At 32.4% G+C, this 21,000-nt stretch carries 19 protein-coding genes, 1 pseudogene and 1 other annotated feature; of the genes and pseudogenes, 1 reads left to right on the top strand and 19 read right to left on the bottom strand.

All coding sequences use genetic code 11. The features are described 5' to 3' along the window. Nucleotides 1–198: 198 nt before the first annotated feature. The 15 genes from HZR23_RS08850 to HZR23_RS08780 all read right to left on the bottom strand — a co-directional run bounded on the left by HZR23_RS08850 (nucleotide 199) and on the right by HZR23_RS08780 (nucleotide 14,228). The gene (locus tag HZR23_RS08850; protein ID WP_132849610.1) at nucleotides 199–666 is read right to left on the bottom strand and encodes a DUF2680 domain-containing protein; all 468 of its coding nucleotides are present in this window, start codon (nucleotides 664–666) and stop codon (nucleotides 199–201) included. 577 nt (nucleotides 667–1,243) lie between these two features. Then, complete coding sequence (locus HZR23_RS08845) at nucleotides 1,244–1,837, bottom strand: IS1634 family transposase (protein ID WP_283669811.1); 594 nt, start codon at nucleotides 1,835–1,837, stop codon at nucleotides 1,244–1,246. Further along, nucleotides 1,821–2,687, bottom strand: a complete 867-nt coding sequence (locus HZR23_RS08840) for an IS1634 family transposase (RefSeq protein ID WP_213050195.1) — start codon at nucleotides 2,685–2,687, stop codon at nucleotides 1,821–1,823. The genes HZR23_RS08845 and HZR23_RS08840 overlap by 17 nt, the downstream gene beginning before the upstream one ends. Next, nucleotides 2,668–2,973, bottom strand: a complete 306-nt coding sequence (locus HZR23_RS08835) for a hypothetical protein (protein WP_213050192.1) — start codon at nucleotides 2,971–2,973, stop codon at nucleotides 2,668–2,670. The genes HZR23_RS08840 and HZR23_RS08835 overlap by 20 nt, the downstream gene beginning before the upstream one ends. Nucleotides 2,974–3,209: 236 nt before the next feature. Continuing rightward, entirely contained in the window at nucleotides 3,210–4,565 is a 1,356-nt protein-coding gene (locus tag HZR23_RS08830; protein ID WP_249536660.1) for a sensor histidine kinase, read from the bottom strand. Nucleotides 4,566–4,690: 125 nt separating this feature from the next. Then, complete coding sequence (locus HZR23_RS08825) at nucleotides 4,691–5,362, bottom strand: response regulator transcription factor (protein ID WP_132849095.1); 672 nt, start codon at nucleotides 5,360–5,362, stop codon at nucleotides 4,691–4,693. A 163-nt stretch (nucleotides 5,363–5,525) separates the two neighbouring features. Then, complete coding sequence (locus tag HZR23_RS08820; protein ID WP_132849094.1) at nucleotides 5,526–6,548, bottom strand: DUF362 domain-containing protein; 1,023 nt, start codon at nucleotides 6,546–6,548, stop codon at nucleotides 5,526–5,528. A 197-nt stretch (nucleotides 6,549–6,745) separates the two neighbouring features. Beyond that, complete coding sequence (gene ilvN, locus HZR23_RS08815; RefSeq protein ID WP_132849093.1) at nucleotides 6,746–7,039, bottom strand: acetolactate synthase small subunit; 294 nt, start codon at nucleotides 7,037–7,039, stop codon at nucleotides 6,746–6,748. 1 nt (nucleotide 7,040) lies between these two features. Continuing rightward, nucleotides 7,041–8,723, bottom strand: a complete 1,683-nt coding sequence (ilvB, locus tag HZR23_RS08810) for a biosynthetic-type acetolactate synthase large subunit (protein WP_132849092.1) — start codon at nucleotides 8,721–8,723, stop codon at nucleotides 7,041–7,043. Between the two features lie 54 nt (nucleotides 8,724–8,777). Further along, nucleotides 8,778–9,024 (bottom strand) — a binding site (T-box leader). A 167-nt stretch (nucleotides 9,025–9,191) separates the two neighbouring features. Further along, entirely contained in the window at nucleotides 9,192–9,647 is a 456-nt protein-coding gene (locus tag HZR23_RS08805; RefSeq protein WP_132849091.1) for a universal stress protein, read from the bottom strand. A gap of 374 nt (nucleotides 9,648–10,021) precedes the next feature. Beyond that, a complete protein-coding gene (locus HZR23_RS08800) occupies nucleotides 10,022–10,594 on the bottom strand; it encodes a hypothetical protein (RefSeq protein ID WP_132849090.1) in 573 nt (190 codons plus the stop codon). A gap of 714 nt (nucleotides 10,595–11,308) precedes the next feature. Further along, the gene (locus HZR23_RS08790) at nucleotides 11,309–12,004 is read right to left on the bottom strand and encodes a response regulator (protein WP_132849089.1); all 696 of its coding nucleotides are present in this window, start codon (nucleotides 12,002–12,004) and stop codon (nucleotides 11,309–11,311) included. Beyond that, complete coding sequence (locus tag HZR23_RS17050) at nucleotides 11,994–12,503, bottom strand: sensor histidine kinase (protein ID WP_243098251.1); 510 nt, start codon at nucleotides 12,501–12,503, stop codon at nucleotides 11,994–11,996. The genes HZR23_RS08790 and HZR23_RS17050 overlap by 11 nt, the downstream gene beginning before the upstream one ends. 14 nt (nucleotides 12,504–12,517) lie before the next feature. After that, nucleotides 12,518–13,444 (bottom strand): DUF4118 domain-containing protein, encoded by a 927-nt coding sequence (locus HZR23_RS17045; protein ID WP_243098250.1) that lies wholly within the window; start codon nucleotides 13,442–13,444, stop codon nucleotides 12,518–12,520. A gap of 274 nt (nucleotides 13,445–13,718) precedes the next feature. Next, nucleotides 13,719–14,228 (bottom strand): hypothetical protein, encoded by a 510-nt coding sequence (locus HZR23_RS08780; protein ID WP_132849088.1) that lies wholly within the window; start codon nucleotides 14,226–14,228, stop codon nucleotides 13,719–13,721. A gap of 244 nt (nucleotides 14,229–14,472) precedes the next feature. On the opposite strand from HZR23_RS08780, the gene HZR23_RS08775 reads away from it, so the two are divergent. Next, a complete protein-coding gene (locus tag HZR23_RS08775; RefSeq protein WP_132849087.1) occupies nucleotides 14,473–15,111 on the top strand; it encodes a potassium channel family protein in 639 nt (212 codons plus the stop codon). A 308-nt stretch (nucleotides 15,112–15,419) separates the two neighbouring features. Here HZR23_RS08775 and HZR23_RS08770 read toward each other — a convergent pair whose 3' ends face one another. The 4 genes and pseudogenes from HZR23_RS08770 to HZR23_RS08755 form a co-directional block, all read right to left on the bottom strand. After that, the gene (locus HZR23_RS08770) at nucleotides 15,420–18,212 is read right to left on the bottom strand and encodes a phosphodiester glycosidase family protein (RefSeq protein WP_132849086.1); all 2,793 of its coding nucleotides are present in this window, start codon (nucleotides 18,210–18,212) and stop codon (nucleotides 15,420–15,422) included. Nucleotides 18,213–18,658: 446 nt separating this feature from the next. Further along, a complete protein-coding gene (locus HZR23_RS08765; protein WP_132849085.1) occupies nucleotides 18,659–19,102 on the bottom strand; it encodes a staygreen family protein in 444 nt (147 codons plus the stop codon). 351 nt (nucleotides 19,103–19,453) lie between these two features. Beyond that, complete coding sequence (locus HZR23_RS08760) at nucleotides 19,454–19,873, bottom strand: Rid family hydrolase (protein WP_330615925.1); 420 nt, start codon at nucleotides 19,871–19,873, stop codon at nucleotides 19,454–19,456. After that, nucleotides 19,870–21,000, bottom strand: a pseudogene (locus HZR23_RS08755) (NAD(P)/FAD-dependent oxidoreductase). The gene HZR23_RS08760 and the pseudogene HZR23_RS08755 overlap by 4 nt, the downstream one beginning before the upstream one ends.

Genomic DNA, 21,000 nt, shown 5'->3' with positions numbered 1-21,000 from the left:
ATAATTTCATATGAACAATTGCACATATTATAACTTATATTATAAAAAAGTAAAAGAAACCGGTAAGGACAACGTTTAATCGTCCAAACCGGTATACAATTGGTTATTTAATTTTTCATACTCCGAGTGGTTATTTCTTTCATTGTTAATCATTCCTATTATGAGCATTAATAATTATAGATTTAGTTGCATCGGCTACTATTCTTGCGGAGCTTCATTACATTTGAATCCTCTACCTAGTCCACCTCTACGACCTAACATTGGCATTCTATTAGCTTCACGCACCTTTACTCTGCTTTCTTCTAAACGTTCTTTAATCTGTGATGCCATTTCTCCATCTATAACTTTCCATTCTGAATACTTGTCTATAATTCGACCTTCTATTTTAGTAATTTCATCCTTCAACAAATATATTTCTTCCTTTTGCTCATCAGTAAGTGTTGCCCATTTTTCTTGTGCTACAACCATTTTGCTTCTTCGTAATTCCATCGCTTCTCTCTGTTCATCTGTCAACTCAGCTGGCTTCCTCTTTTCTATTCTACTTCTGACATTTGAGACACTACTTTCTGAAGAACTGTTACTAGAACCTGCAAACACCGCAGTTACTCCTACAGTTGTCATTAAAAGTGCCACCATAAATCCTACAAAACCTTTGTTTAAATTCATTTTTATCAACCTCCTTATTTTATTTATTTTGCAAACAAGTCTTTCTCTTGCCTAAATATTTATCACTCCTCTCTTGACTATAGTTTATCCAGCTTGTGTGAAGGTTGTCTGAAGAACTAATGAAAATTAAAAGAAATTTTAGATATATATTTGTTTAAATATGTCTTATTGTATTCTAGGTTGTTTTATTTCATTAAAGCCTTCACGCGGAAGTTGTTGACCTTTCTATTTGTCCATTTATATAACTATATTTCCTTTTCCAAGATATATCCCGTTAGAGTACTGATTTATATTGATTTTCATTTAACAAATATTTATTTTCATATCTTAAAAATGTCTTAATATAATCATTCTCACCTCTTTCCATGTAATGATCTTATTGTACACATGATTTCTGATGACATAATGTTTTATTTGTGAAGTGAATAGTCAAAAACACATTTCAAATAGTTATCTCATTCCCATTTTTTAAAATAATCAAAAAAGAGATGTTTTTGACATCCCCTGAGTTTATAGGTTGCAAGAACAAAAAATCAGCTAAACACCTTAAAAATACTAGGTCATAGCTGATTTGTTTTTATTTTTTTATGTTGTGAACTATTTCTTTCCTATAAGAACGAATTTGCTCGATTCTTATATTTCTGTAATTTAGAGAAACACCAAATAATTTTTCGATATCTCTATAAATTTCATCTTGTTTATTAAGTGAGTAGATTCCATTGGTAATAAATCTACACGTCGCATTTCTAAGAGACTCTTGTATTCGTTTAATAGAGTATTTGTTTTTGAGTTTATTCTCTAAAATTCTCGAAATTAATAATGCTACGAAACAAATAAGAAAATGTCCTTCTATTCTATCCTCTCTTCGAACATAGACAGGACGACCTTCTAAATCTGACTTTAAAACTTTAAAAGATTCTTCTATCTTCCAAAGACCTCTATACCTTTCAATTATTTCTTCATCAGGCATTTCAAGCTCACTGGTAACAAGAGCATAATACCCATCTAAGGCCACATCTCTTTCGTACTTAGCAGCTTCAAACTCTAAGAGCGTTTTTTTATCTTCCACTTCACCTGTAAAAGTATCTATCTCTATTTCTTTTAAATACTTTTTTACACCATAACGATTAGAAGCTTTATATTTCGAAGGATTTTCAAGATACTCTTGAATTTTTTTCTTCTAATTTTTCTCTTTTGTGTTTTTCTCTAGCATCATAATCGGCCCAGCCCCAGAAAGATACAACTTTTTCTTTGAGTGTAATTTCCTCACCATTTTCGTTATTAGTTTTTCTTTCCCTGAAGAAAGATTTAATCTTAAAAGTTTTAGTAGAGTTATAAACGTAGCCTTCATCTTTAAGAATTTCTTTTATAAATGTCTTAGAGGCACCTCTTACCTTTTGTGAAACTATGTAACCATCATTGTTTTCTACAAGAAAAGCTAGGTTTTTACCACTATTTAGAGCTTTGTCTGCTGTTAGAATTACTCTCTCAAGAGCATATCTATTTTTCATATTCTTTAAGGCAGGAATAAGCATTGTACTATCATGGGTATTACCAGAAAAAAGATCATACCCAACAGGTAGGCCTGCTCTATCAATTGCTAGACTCATTTGTACGATTGGCGTTGTTCTTTTTTGTTTAGAGATACCAACTTTTTTAAGATTATTTTCTAAGTCTGATTCAAAGTAATAGTTAGTTACATCAAAGAAAACAAGTGAAGTATCTCTACCGTGGATCTGTGAAACTTGTTCATGAAGATGTTGTTGTAGGTCTTCTTTAATATCCTTCATTAGAGAGAGAGACTCGTAAATAGAATTTATAGTTACTTTAAAAGATTCGAAATACTCATCTTTATTTTCAAATGTTGATTTTTTACTAGCAGGTTTCAGAATTCTTCCATATAGAAGCAATTGAAAAACTTCATTCAAGTCAAAAACATGCTTTCTTTTACGCATTTGTGATTTAAAAAACTGAGGTAAACTAAGCTCATTATAGAGTCTTTCAAGAAAAAAAGTAGCCATAGTTCTTATCAATTTCCATATCATCGTTACTATCACTAAGGTTCAATGTTAGATTTACTTGGTTTTTAGTTATCAATTTAGCAGAATCTTTTAGCTTTTGTAGAATATCCGGATCATTAGCCTCTAATTCTTCAAGATTGCCATAGCATTTAATAATTCTTTGTTTAGATTTACCATTTTCGTCACGGTAGCCTTCAACAAGATATACTTTTTTATACTTAGCTGTAGGACTCTTAGTCACTCTAATAAACATAAAATCACCCTCTTTTATTATATCACAGTACATCGAAGTACACAACAATTATTTCCAAAATTTCCAATAAAAAAACACCTGAAATTCAAGTGTTTTATTATCTTTTTAGTTTTTGAACCTATAAACTCAGGGTACACATGATTTCTGATGACATAATGTTTTATTTGTGAAGTGAATAGTCAAAAACACATTTCAAATAGTTATCTCATTCCCATTTTTTAAAATAATCAAAAAAGAGATGTTTTTGACATCCCTTATTGATTATCATTTTAAAGTTTTAGAACAAACCAAAATATACTGCCTTGACCGTGGGTAGATGTTACCCCATACTCCCCTTCATGTAATTCTATAACAGATTTAACTATAGACAGTCCAAGCCCAGTGCCAGTAATAGCTCTTCTGTGGGTTTGATTTGCTTTATAATATCTGTCCCAAATATACGGAAGATGCTCTGCCTCAATACCTTCTCCAGAATCAATAACCTCAATTTTCACATCTTCATTCATTACAGTTTGCTTAACAATAATTGTTTTGTCCTTACCTGTATAATTTATTGCATTTATTAGTAAATTGTAAATTGCTTGAGAAATTTTAATCTCATCTGCTCTAATGATAACTTCTTTATCGTAAATATATTCAATTATATATCCATCTTTTTTTATTAGTTCATTCAGCCTATTAATAGTTTTATTTATGCTTTGTGTCATATTAAACTGGGATTTTTCTATCTCATAATTACCCGATTCTATCTTGGAGATATCTAGAACATCATTTACTAAGGAAGTGAGCCTTTTGGTTTCATCCACAATAATTTGTGCATTTTCCTTAGTCATTTCATTAGGTAAATCACACATCACTTCTGCATATCCACTAATAAGAGTTAGTGGAGTTCTCAGATCATGAGAGATATTAGCTATAAGCTCTTTTCGCAGATGATCCACCTTCGACAATTCCTTGGCCGCATTGTTTAGCGTATCAGAAAGTTCATTAATTTCTTTATAACCATTTCCAGAGAAAAAGATATTATAATTACCCATAGCCAATACTTTAGCACTTTCATTTATTTTTTCTATTGGTGTTGCTACTTTTTTTGAAATAATAAGTGCTAGGAACACAGAGAAAAGGAGCATAAAACCAGTTATATAGTAAAGTTGTGTTCGGAGAGTTTTAACTGTTGCATCAACGGGGGAAATAACTGAATTTATAAGCAAAACTACTGTTTTACCATCTATGTCCGTCATAATTTTTGAATATATAATCGATTGCTGCACTCCTCTAAAAGAACGAGGTTCCCTACCAATCATTCGATCGCCTAAAATATTATTTTCGCGAAAATTATTTCGATTATAATATTGTAGAAGTTCCCCACCATTTTTTTGTGTGTTAATTAATAGCTTCATCTTTTCCCGTATAGACATTCTATAGATTACACAATCCCCAATTCTATCTGAAGTATAAACCTCTCTTCCATTTTCTAGAATTATCTCAATACATACAGCATTATTTCTTGCAATTTGATCAACAAGCTCTCCTAGATTTTCACTATTTATATTTTTAACGATTGTTGAAGCACTATTTTTTATTTCGCTTATTTTAATACTTTCATAAAAATCATTTAAGAACATTACTTGAAATAGCCACAAAATCAGTAATAAAAGTGCACAAAAACCTATAAGAAACGAGAATATTTTCCACTTTAAACTTATACTCTTCATCTTTCACCTCGAATAGAAGCATTTTTAATTATTTTTTAGCCTTCAAATCTATATCCTACTCCTCGCAATGTAGTAATTAGCTTTGCGTACTTACCTAGGGACTTACGAAGAAGCTTTATATGAGTATCTAAAGTTCTTCCATCACCGCAGAAATCATATCCCCAGACTTCTAAGATTAGCTTTTCTCGAGTTAGAGCAATATTCTTATTCTTTATCAAATAAAATATTAGGTCAAATTCCTTTGGGGACATGTCTATATTCTCACCATCAATTATAATTTTTCGAGCAGTGAAATCTGCAATTAATCCATCTTTCATATAAATATCATGTGATATACGCTCCGTCTTCTTAGTTCGCTTTATAATTGCCTCTAGGCGTAACATAAGCTCTTTTGGAGAAAAGGGTTTTACTACATAATCATCAACCCCAAGCTCAAATCCATGAATCTTATCATATTCCTCACCACGGGCAGATAACATTAATACAGGAGTATCCTGGTTTTTCCTAATTTCTCTAAGTGCAGAGAACCCATCTAGTTCTGGCATCATAACATCCATAATTATTATATCAAACTGATCATTTTTACACCGTTCTACTGCTTCCATTCCAGTTGCAGCTTCAAATACAGTATGTCCCTCAAAAGCTGCATACTTCTTTATGAGGGCCCTAATTTTTTCCTCATCATCAGTTACAAGTATTTTTAGCATATATTTCACCTCTATAATTCACCGTAATATCATCTTATTATAATAATAGTTTGTGAATTCTATTTGAACAACAGAAATAAATTATAAAATATAATTAAAGGAGTGGCATCTACCACCCCTAAATTATATAAAAAATATTTGATCTTCTATTTATTTTCAAATTTTAGTTCAATTCTATTAATTCATATTCCATAGTACCCAGTCCAATTTTTTCAGCATGTATAAGTGAAGGTCTTCCTGTTTCAAAGAGTTTTTCTCCACTATTTCTCTGAATTAAATCTAAGCACGCAGTATCAAGAGCAACTGGATCTTTTCCAGCCAAAATACCAATATTATCTGTAATTGGTTTCATCGAAACTCCCATACAATCACAGTCCTTTGTAATGTTATGAACAAAGGTTATGTAAATAATATCTTTATCCTTAGATGCACCATATGCATATTCTGAAAGCTTTTCTAGAAAATTAGACGCCCCCCAGGTGTTTCTAATTGCCCCTTCAGGACAAACTGCAATACATCCAGCACAACCAATGCACTTATTAGAATCAATCACAGCTGTATCAGTTCTATATATTGCATCAAAGTCACACTTAGTAACACAAAGATCACAACCAATACATTTAGAAGCTTTTACGTTGGGTGATATTCCTGAATGCTGTGCCAATTTTCCACCTCTTGAGGCAAATCCCATACTTAGTTGTTTTAGTGCTCCACCAAACCCCGCTTCTATATGTCCTTTAAAATGACTCATAACAATAAACTGTTTGAACTTACCAAAGCCCTTACCAATTTTGCACTTATCTATATAATCTTTATTTATTTCTATCTCATCATAATCTGTCCCCACTTCCCCATCTGCAATAATAGTAGGAATCTGGGTGAATCCATGATTTTTTGCTGTTTCTATATGACTATCTGATGTAGTTCTAGATCCTCTATACAATACATTGGTTTCAATATATGAAGGGTTTACTCCATTTTGCTTAAGATAATTTATAGTATCGTCATAGCACTTTGCTGGAATGAATGTTGTGTTTCCTTTTTCACCAAAATGTACTTTTAAAGGCACCTCTTTATCAAATCTATGACCAGTTTCAGATACTACTCTTTCTAATAGTTTCGAAGCATCCCTTCCTAGTTCTGCATAATCCGTCCCTGAATTTCTGATAAAATATACTTTACTCAAAATATCCTCTCCCCTGATTTGTTTGTAATATATATGACTATTTTACCCTACTTTAAATTAATTTAAAATGTTCTAAGATATAGTTAATAAAAAAATTCTGCATCTTGTAAACATAAGAAGATCCGCAAAGTTAACATTAACTAATTTTAATTCTTTATAACCTCTCACAGGGGTATGAGCAGCAGACTAAATAGTAATTACTTTAACTTTATTAGCTTACTTATATTATCAAAAACCCTAACATCGCAATCACTACATATTGACACTGATAGAACATCATATAACTTTTCTAACTGTTTAATTGTTTGATCTATCCGATTATCATTTTTAATTAACAAATACATTTTACTAGTGTTTGTATTCTCGGCTCTACCACATAGAATACCTTCAAGGTTAAAAGCCCTCCTAGCAAAAAGCCCTGTAATGTTATACATTACACCCGGATGATTGTTTACTGTTAGCTCCATAATAACATGTTCTGTTTTAGTCATTTTACTCACTTCCAATCATTTCATGATTTCCTGCTCCTGGTGGTACAATAGGCATTACCATTTCTTTAGAATCAACAGGAATATTTATAACACAAGGCCCTGATTCTGATAAAATTCTTTTCAAAGTATTCGATGGGTTTTTATCATCTTTCAAATCGTAACCCTTTAAACCAAAGGATTTTGCAATAGAAGTAAAATCAGGCTTACACTCAAATTTTGTTGCAATATAGTTTTCATCAAAGAATAGTTCTTGAAGTTGTCTCACCATCCCTAATCCCCCGTTGTTTATAACAATAACTGTAATATTCAAATTGTGATCAGCTAAGGTTGCTAATTCTTGAATATTCATCAGAATTGATCCATCCCCACTAATACAAACAACTTTTTTGCTAGGGTTAGCTAATGCAGCTCCAATGGCAACTGGTAGACCAAAACCCATAGTTCCTAAACCCCCAGAGGTTAACAGTGTTCTAGGGTGCTGAAAAGGATAGGCTTGAGCTACCCACATTTGGTGTTGCCCCACATCCGTAGTTATTATGGTGTCTGGAGTAAGTAAACTTCCTATTTGCCTTATAAGGTTAATTGGTTGATAGAAATTATAATAATCAGTAACTGGTAATGGGTTTGATTTTTTAATAGTTGCTACTTCTTTACTCCATTCTTCACGGCCATCCTCTTTAATTAATGGAATTAGTTCCTTAAGTACTATCTGAATATCTGCAGCTACAGAGAATTTCGTTAACTTGTTTTTATCAAGTTCTGCAGGATCAATATCTACGTGTATAATAGATGCTTTTGGGCAAAATTCACTAATATTTCCTGTTGCCCTATCATCAAATCGAACACCGAAGGCTATCAATAAATCAGTTTCTCTTAAAATAAGATTTGTATATGGGGCACCATGCATTCCTAACATCCCTAGACTGAGTTTATCGTCAGAAGGAAAACACCCTAGACCCATTAGGGTAGAGGCTACTGGTATATTGCTTTTTTTAGCAAATTCCCGTAAGTAGTTAGATGAATTCGAATGTAAAATTCCACCCCCTATATATAACAATGGTTTTTTAGACTCATTTATCATTTGTGCAATTTTTTTTATATCATTTATATCAATCGAGTTATTCTTTAATAAATTGCTATCACTTTTAGTAACATGTGCAGGCCAATTATCAATCTCTAATTCCTCTAATTGAACATCCTTTGGGATATCAACAATAACAGGTCCTGGACGCCCTTCCTCTGCAACCCTAAAGGCTTCTGGAATAATATGAAATAAATCTTTGGCTGAAGATACATAAAAGTTGTGTTTCGTAATAGGTATTGCTAATCCAAATGTATCAACCTCTTGAAATGCATCGGTTCCTAGGAGAAAAGATGGTATTTGGCCAGTTATTGCAACAATAGGTATAGAATCTAATTTAGCATCAGCAATGGCAGTAAGTAAATTTGTTACTCCTGGCCCAGAGGTAGCAAAACAGACAGCAGCTTTACCTGTTGTTCTAGCCATACCCTGAGCAATAAATCCCGCACCCTGTTCATGTCTAGCAAGAATATGCTGAATCTTTCTGCTTTTTGATAGGGCATTATATAGAGGAAGGTTGCACCCCCCAGGAATACCTGCTAACTTTTGTATATCTTGCTCCTCTAATAATTTTATTACTATTTCAGCTCCATTACATTTCATTACTTTCTCCTCCTCTACCTTTTTTACAAAAAACTAAAAAAACCTTCATCCTATTAAAAGGACGAAGGCTACTCTCCGCGTTACCACCTAATTTTGTACAAAAGTACACAACTTAATATAGTACAGGATCTCTCCGATACCACTTCCCCTATAACGGTGGGACTCCGTTGAAGTCTACTCTTTTACAATTTCGGTCCACAGCTCAAAGGCTAGCTTCCAAATATCCATCAGGGAAAATTTCCACCACCATTTCCTCTCTATACTTCCGAATAAATGTACTCCTCCTCATCAAAGCCTTTAATATAAAGTTTTAGTTTATTAGAAAAAATTTTATTACTTCTTAACATATTTGTCAATAGTTATTTTTGAAATATTTAGTTAATTCTTAATATTTAGAACAGATTCACTTAATTTAAATACTAATTAAAAGAGGAACCATTTATTGTGATCCCTCTTGATTACTATAATCTATTTTACAATAAGTACACTGGTATTGGCCTGTTGTAGAACAGCATTACTAACGCTTCCTAAGAATAATTTTTTTAATCCATTGATTCCTCTTCTACCTATTACAATAAGATCGAAGCCTTCCTGTTCAGCGATTTCCGAAATTACCTCAGCAGCGGGTCCTTCTTTAAGAATTGCATTAACTTTTATATTCTTTTCTTTAAAGATTTCTTCAGCCTCTAACAAGCTCTTTTTGCTTTTTTCCTTAGCCACTTCCCGTGCCTTCTTAAACATTTCAATATCGGCGTCAGTAGTATGATGTGTATAACCGAATGTCCCCGTAGGTATATCTACCTTACCTTCATATACATTTATTACTGAGACTTCATGCACCTCACAACCAGCAGCTATTTTGCATGCTTTTTCTATCGCCCTTAAACTTTCCTTGGATCCATCAGTACAAACTAAAATTTTCATAAAGTATCCTCCCTTAATTAGTATTATATTTAAGGCTTTGCTTGTAAGGTGCCTTCTGACCTTCTTTCGTTTAGATATTTAATTAGTTACCCTTTCTTAATTCTAAATAAACATACATATTGTAAAAATGAACTTAATATAATTAATACTATGAAACATCGTGAGATAGTATTATATTTAGCTTAATAACAAGCTTTTTTGTTATTATTAATTAGGAGAACAAAAAAATCTTTCCTAACTAATCTAGTTACGGAAAGATTATATAATCAAAGATATAGCTATACTGGAGTATCTGAATAGACTAGATACTCTATTAGTAAGTCTAATATAATTATTTTTAGCCTTAATAAGAACAGTAAAGAACCTTTATTTTCTTAGTCTTTTTCAGCCAAACATGGTTTTTCAGTTTCTTTTAACCAACCTTTTTTCTTCAACAAATTCACTAAAAAATCAGAAATCAAAATAAAAAATCCCATTGTAATTGAACTACCAATAGCACTGTTTAGGTCATAGTTTAGCTGACAGTTTAACTTGATTAATAGCCACTCTAAGACAAAATTAATTAATATAATAATAGGAAAAAGTGTTATTATAAATATAAAAGCTCTTATTGCTATTTCTGTTTTAGTCATTTTTATCTTAACCTTTTGAGCTTTAGGCAGGGGTTTTACATATTCTATGGTTTCTCCTGTTATTAAGTCCGTACTCCCTAAAGCTAAGCTATAATGCAGTTTATCCCCTACCATCCTGCTATAGATACAACATTCAGAATTATTTATACAAAAGAAATAATCAACACCTTCTTCTCCTCTGTTAATCCTTACTAGCTTTGATAAATGGTCATTTATATAAATTTTCATCTTCCTAATTAATCCTATATTATACTCTAGCTGTACTCTAAAGTTTTTACCGTCAATAGCAATATCCCAGTTCCAAAACTTTTTCACATTTTTTCCTCACTTCTAATGATATTTATTGTTTAATCGAACAAATCATTAATATTATATTGTAATTATATGAGGTTGTACCTCTTATAGATAGTGACAATATTTTCAACATTTTTAACTACATAATAAAAATCTCCCTTATTTATAAGCCAAAAGGGAGATTTATGATGTTCTGTTAATAAGTATATGTATTATTTATAAGCATAACAATACTCTCTAGTAAAAGCGAGTCATGTATGTATTGTTATACAATCATCTTAATACTCCACGTTTGACCATTGCTTTACTATAGAAATAAAGTCCAAATGTCATAAGAAGTATAGCTACATCAAAAATGGATATCCATGGCCCTAGGACATTCCAACGATTCATAAATGTAAATGTAATAAGTTCTAGGCACAATATAGATATAGATGAAATAAAGCAACCAGAACCGCCCAGCGGGACCGGAATAGAAGTAGCACTGGTGCAATTAAACCACTACCAACATTAATTGTCCAGAATACTAAAGGCAGGATAGGATAATCTGTAAAGTATTCAAATACATCTAATCCATAGCCTTGAGAATTATAGTATGCTTCATTATGACTAAGCATCATAAAGTAATCGTAGAACCCATTAGCGTAGATAAATATATAAAAAATAGTGCAACGAACCAAAGATGCCATGGTACTCTAAAACTATTTTTCATACTTAAATCTCCCTTAACTGCTTTTATTCATTTGCAAATCTATAGCCTACCCCAACCTCTGTCAAAATAAACCGTGGAACAGCACGATCCTTCTCAATCTTTCGTCTGAGATTTGCCACAAAAACACGAATAGACTTTGGATCACCGGTTTCGCCGTAACCCCACACTTCCTTCAAAATATAGTTATGAGTAAGGACTTTACCTTTATTTGCTACTAAAAGTAATAATATTTTATATTCAATAGGTGTTAAATGCACTTCATTTTGATCAACTAAAACCATCCTCTTTTCATAGTCAATTACAAGGTAATCCATATGAAATTTTTCAATATTTTCGAACTGTATTGCCTTTTTTAGTTTTCTTTGAATAACACGAATACGTGCCATTAATTCTCCCATATGAAATGGTTTTGTAATATAATCATCTGCCCCCTCATCTAGTGCAGCTATCTTTTCAGTCTCCTGACCTCTAGCAGACACTACCAAAATCGGCACATCTGAAATCATACGAATTGATTTAATGATGTCGATACCATCTATATCTGGTAATCCTAAATCAAGTAATATGATATCTGGGTGATTGCTATAGAATAGTGAAATCCCATCTAAACCTGTCTTTGCAGTTTCAAAAACATATCCACTTGTTTTTAAGGAAAGAGATATGAAATTTCGTATATATTTGTCGTCTTCAATGATTAATATTTTTAAATTATCCTCCATTATTATCCTCTCCTACCAGTGGTATTTTAAATGTAAATAAGGCCCCACCTTCAGCAGCCTCTCCCACATATATGGTACCGTCATGAGCTTCCACAATGGCTTTGCATATTGATAGGCCAAGACCAATTCCCCTTTTATCATCTATAATCTTACTAGAAAGAGTGACAAAGCTATCAAATAGTGATGTTTGAATACTCTCATCTACTCCATTTCCATCATCTGCCACTTCGAAAATTGCCATATCACCCTCTGTATATACTCGAATAAATATCCTACAATCCTCCTGTGTATGTTTTATAGCATTATCTAATAGATTAATGAGTACTTGTACAATTAGCTTTCCATCTATTAAAAGAGTCACTATTTCATCAGGCATTGATACAGATATGCTTCTTGTCTTCGATATGTTATTGATATGCCTAATTGCCTCATAAATAATATCATCAACCACCTCATAATTCTTTTCTATTATAAGCTTACCTTCATTAATTCGGGTCATATTTAGAATGTTTTCTACAAGCTATTTAGCCAAATTGCCTCTTCATTAATATCAGAAACAAGGTTCTCTATACTAGATTTCTCTAACTGATTTAAATTCTCAAGTATTACCCCACTAGCACCAACGATACCTGTTAATGGTGTTCTTAGATCATGGGATATAGCCCTTAGTATGTTACTGTGCATCTTCTCACGTTCCATGGCAATACGAATATTTTCACGTTCATTATATATAAACTCTCTATCGAGTGACAAACCCATTTGTGTCACAACAGTCTTAATTAGAAGTTCACGCTCAAAGGTAAAAGTTTCTTTAGAGTAGATGATCTGCATGACACCCAGCTTCTTCGTTAACCCTCTAATTGGTATTTCCATCATTTCCATATTACCTATTACAAATTCTCTGCTCTCATAAATATTCATTTTATCAGACTCTACTAATAATACTCTACTATTGTAGCCAGTGTTATCATAAATACAATCAATGCCCTTGATAATAATTTGTCTTTGTCCAGTAATATTTAAGAAGCTCTCTGTAATTCTATATAGCAGTCTTGCAGTGTGCTCATTTTGTTGGGAAATTTGTAATTGTTGTTGAAATCTTTTTGTCATTGTTCCGGATATCAGTGATACCCCTAGAAATGATACCATTAGTATAACATCATTGCTGTAATAAGTGATAAGAGTATAAGTTGGCGCTGTAAAGTAGTAGTTGAACATAAGCACACTGACGATTGCTGCGAATATACCATAAAAATAACCCTTTGTGGTGACAGTTACAATCAAAACACCAACTAAAAACACCATAATTATACTTTCTTTACCTATACCAAAACTACCTAAAGTTAGAGATAAGATTGTGGATATGGCTGTAATTAATAGAAGCTTGAGGATGTAATTTGTGTGAATTTGTTTTTTCTTGTTAATAATGCTCACCTCCACTAATCTATTGTATCACATTACTTTAGCTAGAATTTCTTTAATAGGCTCAATATATCTGCTTTATTTCCTGCATTAATTAAATGTTTTTCTTTTTTAGACATATGCTTTAACAGGTCAAAGAGATTGCCTTTTCATCATATTACGCTGTGGTCATATTAATTTTATTAATTATATTCTTTTTTTAACTCTAACAGCTATCTGGTCAATAGTTTTATTACTCTAAATTAGTCATTTGCAAAATTAAGTCCCTGCTTGTATGATAGTTTTTCATAAGTTAAATCAAATCTTGACTTTTGTCTTTGGCCGCATCTTCTAGCCATCCCTTTATTGTATTAAAAAGCATGGTTATATTATCATTATAAAGTAGTACCTCATCAAATCTAAATTCATTATATATCTTTAAGTAACTCTGATTGTTACATAATGCAATTATATTAGGGATAGAATAAACTTTAAATGCAACAGAGCTAATCATTAAATTATCTACATCATTATAAGATAGCGCAAACAAACATCTATAATTTGACACAGTGCTTATGCAATTGATATCAGTTATGGATTCATATATATATTTTTGAGAATAACAATAAGCTTCTACTAATTTAGTTAGCTCATTGTTTCCATATATTAAAACCACTTTTTCTTTTATCTCTTTGCTATCTGCACCTACATAAAAACAATTTTCATAATCAGCGTAGCTTTCTAAGAACTTATCTACTTGATCCATTAAATAGTATCCGATAAGTAAAATAACTATTACAATTAAAACTACTATAAAAGTCAAATTACTCTCCTCCTTTTGATAGTAGTTTACTGCTATAGTTATAAAGATTGTATTAATATTTATTTATAGATGTTAATATCGTATTAATATTTATATGGCTTTATTGCAATAGAGAGTTTATTATATTACATTGTTTATTGTATAGCATATATTTATAATAAACTCTTACCTAGTAATTTATATATTTTTCTATCCTAATTAAGAACACTAGTTTAGAATCCAAAGAGTTAGAAAGGTTGTCAATATGAAAGATTTTCTCATAATAGGTTGTGGTCGTTTTGGTAGAAGCGTTGCCGATGCACTAGTGAAAATGGACAAATATGTAGCTATTATGGATATCGATGTAAAACTGGTACAGGAATTAAGTGATAAAGTTTCGTATTCAGTTCAGGGTAATTCTACAAACCCGGACAATTTAGCATCGCTGGGAATAGAAAATTTCGATGCTATTGTTATAGGTATTGGAAATAATGTAGAGGCTTCTATTATGACAATTGTAAACCTAAAAGATCTAGGAGCTAAACGTATTGTGGTAAAAGCATTAAACAATATTCATGCAAAAATCTTAGAGTCTGTTGGTGCTGATCGGGTCATTTTTCCTGAAAGAGATATGGGTATTAGAATAGCACATAATTTAATCGCTACAAATTTATTAGATTATATTGAATTATCACCTGATTATAGTATTGTAGAGGTTATTGCATTACCTGAATGGGAAGAAAAGAGTCTCGCTGAATTAAATTTTAGACTTACATATAATGCAAATGTTGTTGCAATAAAAAGTGGTGATGAAATTAAATTATCGCTTTCTAGTGACGATATAATCAAGAAAAACGATGTATTAGTTGTTATTAGTCATAAGATGTACCTAAATAAACTCTAAAATTAACCTATGCATTTACTGGAAGCAGCTAGTTGGTTCTTACATTCATCTAATTGCTTTTTTATTACTTATTCTCTTCCTTATATCTTCCATATTCATCCCCACTAGTTAAGTGATTTCGTGACACATATACAGAAAGTCTGTTACTGTTACCAATTATTTCTTATTCCACCACATAAGTTTAAATTTTTATTCTTCTATCATTATTTTTATAATTTGAAAACAAAAAAACTTACACATAACTATAGTATATTGTGTAAGTTCTTTATTTACCCTATTTTTCATCCCTTATTACTTTTAAACTCTTCTTACTCAGTTATATCTTTTATTTGGTAAGTAACTTGATTATTTAATATATTGAAAAGTACATACTTGGAAGACCTTCCAGTAGTATTGTTATACATACCAGTGGAAATATATCTTACACCATCTAGTAACTCAGGTTGAACACTTTGTCCCCCATTCTGAAGAACAAAAACGTTCTTATCTTTCTCAGCAGCATCTGTTAAAGTTTGTCGCAATAGCTTTGCCTCCAGTTGATCTGTAAACCCACTAATAGGTCCTGGTAATATAACAAAAACATTTTTCTTGTTATTAGTTTTTAATAGATTCATCAACCATGGCCACTGGCTAAAATCAGTATTTCGAAGACCTCCAGATCTGCTGTCTAAGTAAATAATTAGATTATCTTCATATTCTCTCATTTCGTATCCTCGAGAAGCAATAACTGTTGGTTTATTTAATCCACTAACAATGTCACTTTTTAGATTGTCCGTAAATATGGCTACATCGTAATTATTATTAATCGCAGTCTTCAATTTTTCCGTAGTTTCAGCATTTATTTGACTCATAGCTTCGCTATAGATAACTCCGCTATGTACAAAAAACTGTGTTCCTTTAGCTTCGTATGGAACATTCAAATAATCCTCTAGTCCCCTTTGCTCAATAACTGCAGTTGATTGAGTTCCATAAGTAACATCAAGACCATCAAATAAAAGTTTACCCCCAACCTTATTATTACTGTCCGTCTCAACTACGTAAATTCTCTCTAACTCAACCGTTGATAAAATGTTTTGCGGTAGGTTTGCCTCTAAGTATTGCCAACCAATCCAATCGATACCTCTTTTAAAATCAATAGTATATCTTGTTCCACTTGCGTCCTTAACATTTCCCCTAATCCATCCAGGAGTATTTTCATAAGAGAATACCCATAGACCTATTTTCGTAGGGTTAGAAGGTAAAATCACATTTCCCCCTTCAAATTCAATATATGCGGCCCTTGTTCCATCTGTTTGAGTAAAGTCATACTCTAATTTCAAGGAATGCTGTCCAACCTTTGTGTTAGTGTCCTTTGAAACACTTCCAGTCACAGTTGCTGGGAAAGAAGTAAATTTATAGTTATATTTGTCTAATCCACCTAATGAAATTTTATTAGATGCTATTACAACAGGTACAGTAGCAGTCTGATTCTTAAATGTAGCGATCAATGTAGTCGTACCACTTTTTTCCCCTGCCGTATACACCCCATTTATAAAGGTACCTAGCCCTTTTTCATCTTTCCAGCTTAAGTCCCCTGTAGAAATAGTAGCACTATATCCATTCTTATCAACACCAATTACCTTTGGTGTAGCATTTCCACCGGGGCTCAATGCAATACTTCCTGGAGATATCTGCAATAATCTTACTTCTTCAAGCACTTTCAATTTAACTTCTGATTTTTTTCCTAAGTAATCTACCTCTATTATCGTTTCCCCAGCCCTTGTAGGTATAAAACGGTTACCCTGAAAGAAGCCTTCACCCTTCTTTATCAAAAACCTTAATTCTTTTTGATTCACTGCTAGGGGATTATAATTTGTATCAAAGGCTTTAACCAAAATCTCTCTTGAGGTTCCGACAAATCCTTTGTCTTCACTAATTGCTGTAGTAATACCATTTAACTCAGTTTGAATACTTTGAGAAACAACTGCTAATCCATTTACAATTCTTCTTTCCCCTCCGTCGGAAGGAATATTTACTAATTCTGCATGGGAGTTCCCTAAGCCTCTAGCCATCATAGTGGTAGAACCTCCACCATCCATTAGTATAGCTTCATGACTACCTAACTCTATCATTAAATCAGCTAATCGCTTACCATCTACTCCAACAAAAGAACTATGTCTTCCATCCACTGTTACCATAATTAATTTTTTTCTATCCTTTGTTATACCTACTGCTGTTCTAGGATGGTTTCCAGTTATGCTTTGCGTAAAAGTGAAAGGCTGTCCGTTTTTTACCAATACAGTACCCCCACCTATAGCTAGCTTTATATCTTCTAGCACAAATGGAGAAATATTTGTATTTACTTTTAAATTATCTCCTACTTTTATATTATCAAATAAGACCCTTGCATTATCTTGTGATGAAAGCAAAACATAACCATTTTGTGGAATTAATGTTGAAGGTTGTTGTCGCCTTACCTCTGTAACAGTATCCCCAATAACAACTATCTCTACCATATCATAATGCTTTGGATTATAACCTGGAGTACTAGCACCCCAATTACTATCTATCAACATAATCCCTTGGTATTCATGGGTATATTTATTAATCGTAGTTACTGGTATACTATTTCCCTTATCAGTTGACACATAAATTTCACACTTCAAATAATCTGCATAAGCCTCATTATTTTTATTAATCGATAGGGTTGCAAAGTTTTCTACAAAAATAGGACTACTGATCATTTCTCCATCTTTAATCATAGCCCCCATCGGAGAGTCTGGGGTCGTTAAATAAAAAAAATCAGCATTGATAGCTGCTACTACATTTTGATTTCTGTTTACCATAGTAGATAGGGTTTCTTTTGTTGTTATTCCATTAGCACTTTGTAATATATCTAGATTCATAGAAGGATTATCTAAGTCAATATATACAACATTGGCATTGAGCCATCCATCCTTGCCAAATCTTAAAACATGTTTATGGGTTACACCGCTAGAAATCATCTGTCTACTTTGTTTTTCATAAACAACACTTTCAATTGCAAAAACACTGGAAATAGAACTGGTCACTATTATAGAAACTATTCCTATCGTAGCTAGGGCTTTTTTAAATCTTCTCATAGAGCATCTCCTCCTAAGTCATTTACTAAATTTATACTATATTTCCAATATAATTATATACCACTCTTGCAACAATTAAATTACATTTGTATTACATTTTTATGCCAAAACTACTTGTACATCAAGGTCTCTATTAGTGGACATTATGGAAGCCAAGATAGTTTTCATTTTGTAATAAGTAATTTATAAAATAAAAAATCACGTTCCAACTAGCAATCATTTTTCCTCAAGGAACGTAATTTTCTTTGTTTTGTTTTTATATCGTCTATTTTTCAACCTTAATGTTTAACTTAAGATTAATATACGTGTTAAGATACTCAAGTTTTTGTAATTCATTTTGTTCCAAATGACTAGTTGTACTTTATGACCAAGAAACGCATCTGCTAGTTATATGAGATTATTTTCAGCAGCCACTAATTCTAAGTCTACTTATTTCTCACTAGTACTTACTTATAATCCATAGGAGTACCCCAGTACTCAAACCGATTATAGCTATAATCTGTAGAATCAAAATATATCCATATAGGAGCGTAATATAATTGTGGATGTACTGTGAAAAATTTATTGTCCCCATAAACAATAGCTTCAAGTGCCAATGGTAGTTCACGCCTAAAGATAGTATTTCTTATGGCGTTCATTGTCGATCCAAAATTACCTACATAAACGTATACATAAAGAAATAAACCCGAATTAGAACTTCTCCATTCTGCCAAAACCTCATCCCTCATTGTAGTGATTTTATCATGTGCAAATTCTAAGCCTATAGTCAGAAATAACTCAGCTGTTATATCAGAGTGTGTCAATGTATATTTTCGTCCTAATATTGGTTCAGTTGTTGTTACCCCCGGTCTGAATTCCACAGAAAGCTTTTCAGGATCCAATCTTTCCATATACTTTCCCCCACAACATTTATAATTTTGCTATTCTTATAACAGTAATAAATGTAGAATATACCTTCTAAACAATAATAACCCTTATGCAATTCATTATATTCTCTTAAAGCATAGAGGTTAACGAATTATTCAAAGTTTTTTATAGGATATTCTAAGCTAAGTTAGATATAGTTTAAACTAATAAGCAAAAGGACAGGTATATTTATTGACTCTCAATTTACCTGTCCTTCTTATTTCGTTATCTAACTCAAGGATTACAGCACTAAGGAGAAAAATTCAAAACAACATGTTTCCTAAAACAGCTACGTGTATTTACCAGGAAGTGCTACAGAAGCAATTTTCATATTGCTAGCTATTTACTTTTACGGTTTCCAATTCTATTTCTACTAGTTGAGTCTCCCTATTCAACATAGTAATTCCAACAATTGTGAGTAAAGGTTTAACTTCAAAAAATGATTCAGTATACGCTTTTGCTATTTCCTGAGCATAGGACATCTCAGTTGTGTAGCATTTTACTTTTATAACATCTTCAATAGTAGCCCCAGCCCCCTCTAATAAATGAATGAGTTTTTGTAATATATATTTTGTCTGTTCGTATGGACTATCTATCCCAAATACGCTTCCATCTGGTTGTACAGAAGTTGTTCCTCCGATATGGATGAAGGGTCCAATGGATACCATTCTTGAAAATCCAACCTTTTCTTCTAATGCACTTCCTGAATAGTAATTTTTTCTTTCCATTTTCATTGCTGCACTACCTTTCATCATTGTATTTTTGCCTTAAAACGATTATATCGAAAAGGACTAATATCTAAAGTTGTCTCTTTATCCAAAGCCAATTCAGAAAGTAGTATTCCTACTGCTGGTGAAATACCAAATCCGTGGCCTGAAAAAGCACAGGCAATGATCAAACCAGGAACTTCTTCAACATTACTAATGACTGGTATATGATCAACACAATCATCAATGTAGCCTGACCATGTCCTTATAATCTTTAGTTCTTTTAAATTAGGAAAGTATTTAATTATTCCACGACAAATATATGGTGCAGTAATACTCATAGTCCGATTATTTTCAGGTTCTAAAGCAAAAGCATCCAATCTCGATGTCCCCCCAAAAACAAAGGACCCATGAGTACTTTGATGCCCATAAAAATCAGCCTCTGCTGTTCCAAGCTTATGATAAAACATTTCAGGTAGAGGTTCTGTAACAAATACTTCTAATAGAACAGGATTCATTGGCACATCTATCCCTATAGTTCTAACTATTTGACGAGTATTTAGACCGGCCGCAATAATAATTTTATCCCCTTCATAGATATTGTTCTCAGTCACTACTTTTCGTGCCCTACCCTTAATCTTTCTAACTTCTATAACTTCCTCACCAGTTATGAATCGTACGCCCAACTCTCTACCTTTCATGTAGTAAGCAAGTGTTACTAACAAAGGATTAGCATGCCCATCAGTGTGACACCAACTAGCTCCAATAGCTTCATCTGAAAGATACGGATTAATATTTCTTGCCTCATCCCCATCTATCATTCTTACATCCAAACCCAATGTTTTTGATCGTTCCGTAAGCTCTTTTAAAATTTTGAGGTGCTCCTGTGTTTTACCTAATCTCAAGTTTCCTTCTTGATAATACTCAACATCTATACCAAGTTCCTCTGAAAGTTTCGGTCATAGGTTTTGTACGCTATACATAGCAAGTGGCAATTCAGCAGGATGTCTACCTGACTGCCTAACCCCACCCCCATTTCTAGTTGAACCACCATCACCAATGTGGTCACTTATTTCTAATACTATTACATACTTTCCCTCTTTTGCTAAATAGTAGGCTGCATCATTTCCGATTACTCCACTCCCAACAATGACAACATCTGCATGATTTTCCAT

It is taken from the genome of Serpentinicella alkaliphila (genome assembly GCF_018141405.1).
Classification (GTDB): domain Bacteria; phylum Bacillota; class Clostridia; order Peptostreptococcales; family Natronincolaceae; genus Serpentinicella; species Serpentinicella alkaliphila.
The sequence above is the reverse complement of the archived record's forward strand: the minus strand, read 5'-3'. Positions and strand labels throughout refer to the sequence as shown.

Coding starts and splice junctions, on each gene's coding strand:
- HZR23_RS08850 (WP_132849610.1), bottom strand. CDS start 666: ATGAATTTAAACAAAGGTTTTGTAGGATTTATGGTGGCACTTTTAATG.
- HZR23_RS08840 (WP_213050195.1), bottom strand. CDS start 2,687: ATGGCTACTTTTTTTCTTGAAAGACTCTATAATGAGCTTAGTTTACCT.
- HZR23_RS08835 (WP_213050192.1), bottom strand. CDS start 2,973: ATGTACTGTGATATAATAAAAGAGGGTGATTTTATGTTTATTAGAGTG.
- HZR23_RS08830 (WP_249536660.1), bottom strand. CDS start 4,565: ATGTTCTTAAATGATTTTTATGAAAGTATTAAAATAAGCGAAATAAAA.
- HZR23_RS08825 (WP_132849095.1), bottom strand. CDS start 5,362: ATGCTAAAAATACTTGTAACTGATGATGAGGAAAAAATTAGGGCCCTC.
- ilvN (WP_132849093.1), bottom strand. CDS start 7,039: ATGACTAAAACAGAACATGTTATTATGGAGCTAACAGTAAACAATCAT.
- ilvB (WP_132849092.1), bottom strand. CDS start 8,723: ATGAAATGTAATGGAGCTGAAATAGTAATAAAATTATTAGAGGAGCAA.
- HZR23_RS08805 (WP_132849091.1), bottom strand. CDS start 9,647: ATGAAAATTTTAGTTTGTACTGATGGATCCAAGGAAAGTTTAAGGGCG.
- HZR23_RS08790 (WP_132849089.1), bottom strand. CDS start 12,004: ATGGAGGATAATTTAAAAATATTAATCATTGAAGACGACAAATATATA.
- HZR23_RS17050 (WP_243098251.1), bottom strand. CDS start 12,503: ATGACCCGAATTAATGAAGGTAAGCTTATAATAGAAAAGAATTATGAG.
- HZR23_RS08775 (WP_132849087.1), top strand. CDS start 14,473: ATGAAAGATTTTCTCATAATAGGTTGTGGTCGTTTTGGTAGAAGCGTT.
- HZR23_RS08770 (WP_132849086.1), bottom strand. CDS start 18,212: ATGAGAAGATTTAAAAAAGCCCTAGCTACGATAGGAATAGTTTCTATA.
- HZR23_RS08765 (WP_132849085.1), bottom strand. CDS start 19,102: ATGGAAAGATTGGATCCTGAAAAGCTTTCTGTGGAATTCAGACCGGGG.
- HZR23_RS08760 (WP_330615925.1), bottom strand. CDS start 19,873: ATGATGAAAGGTAGTGCAGCAATGAAAATGGAAAGAAAAAATTACTAT.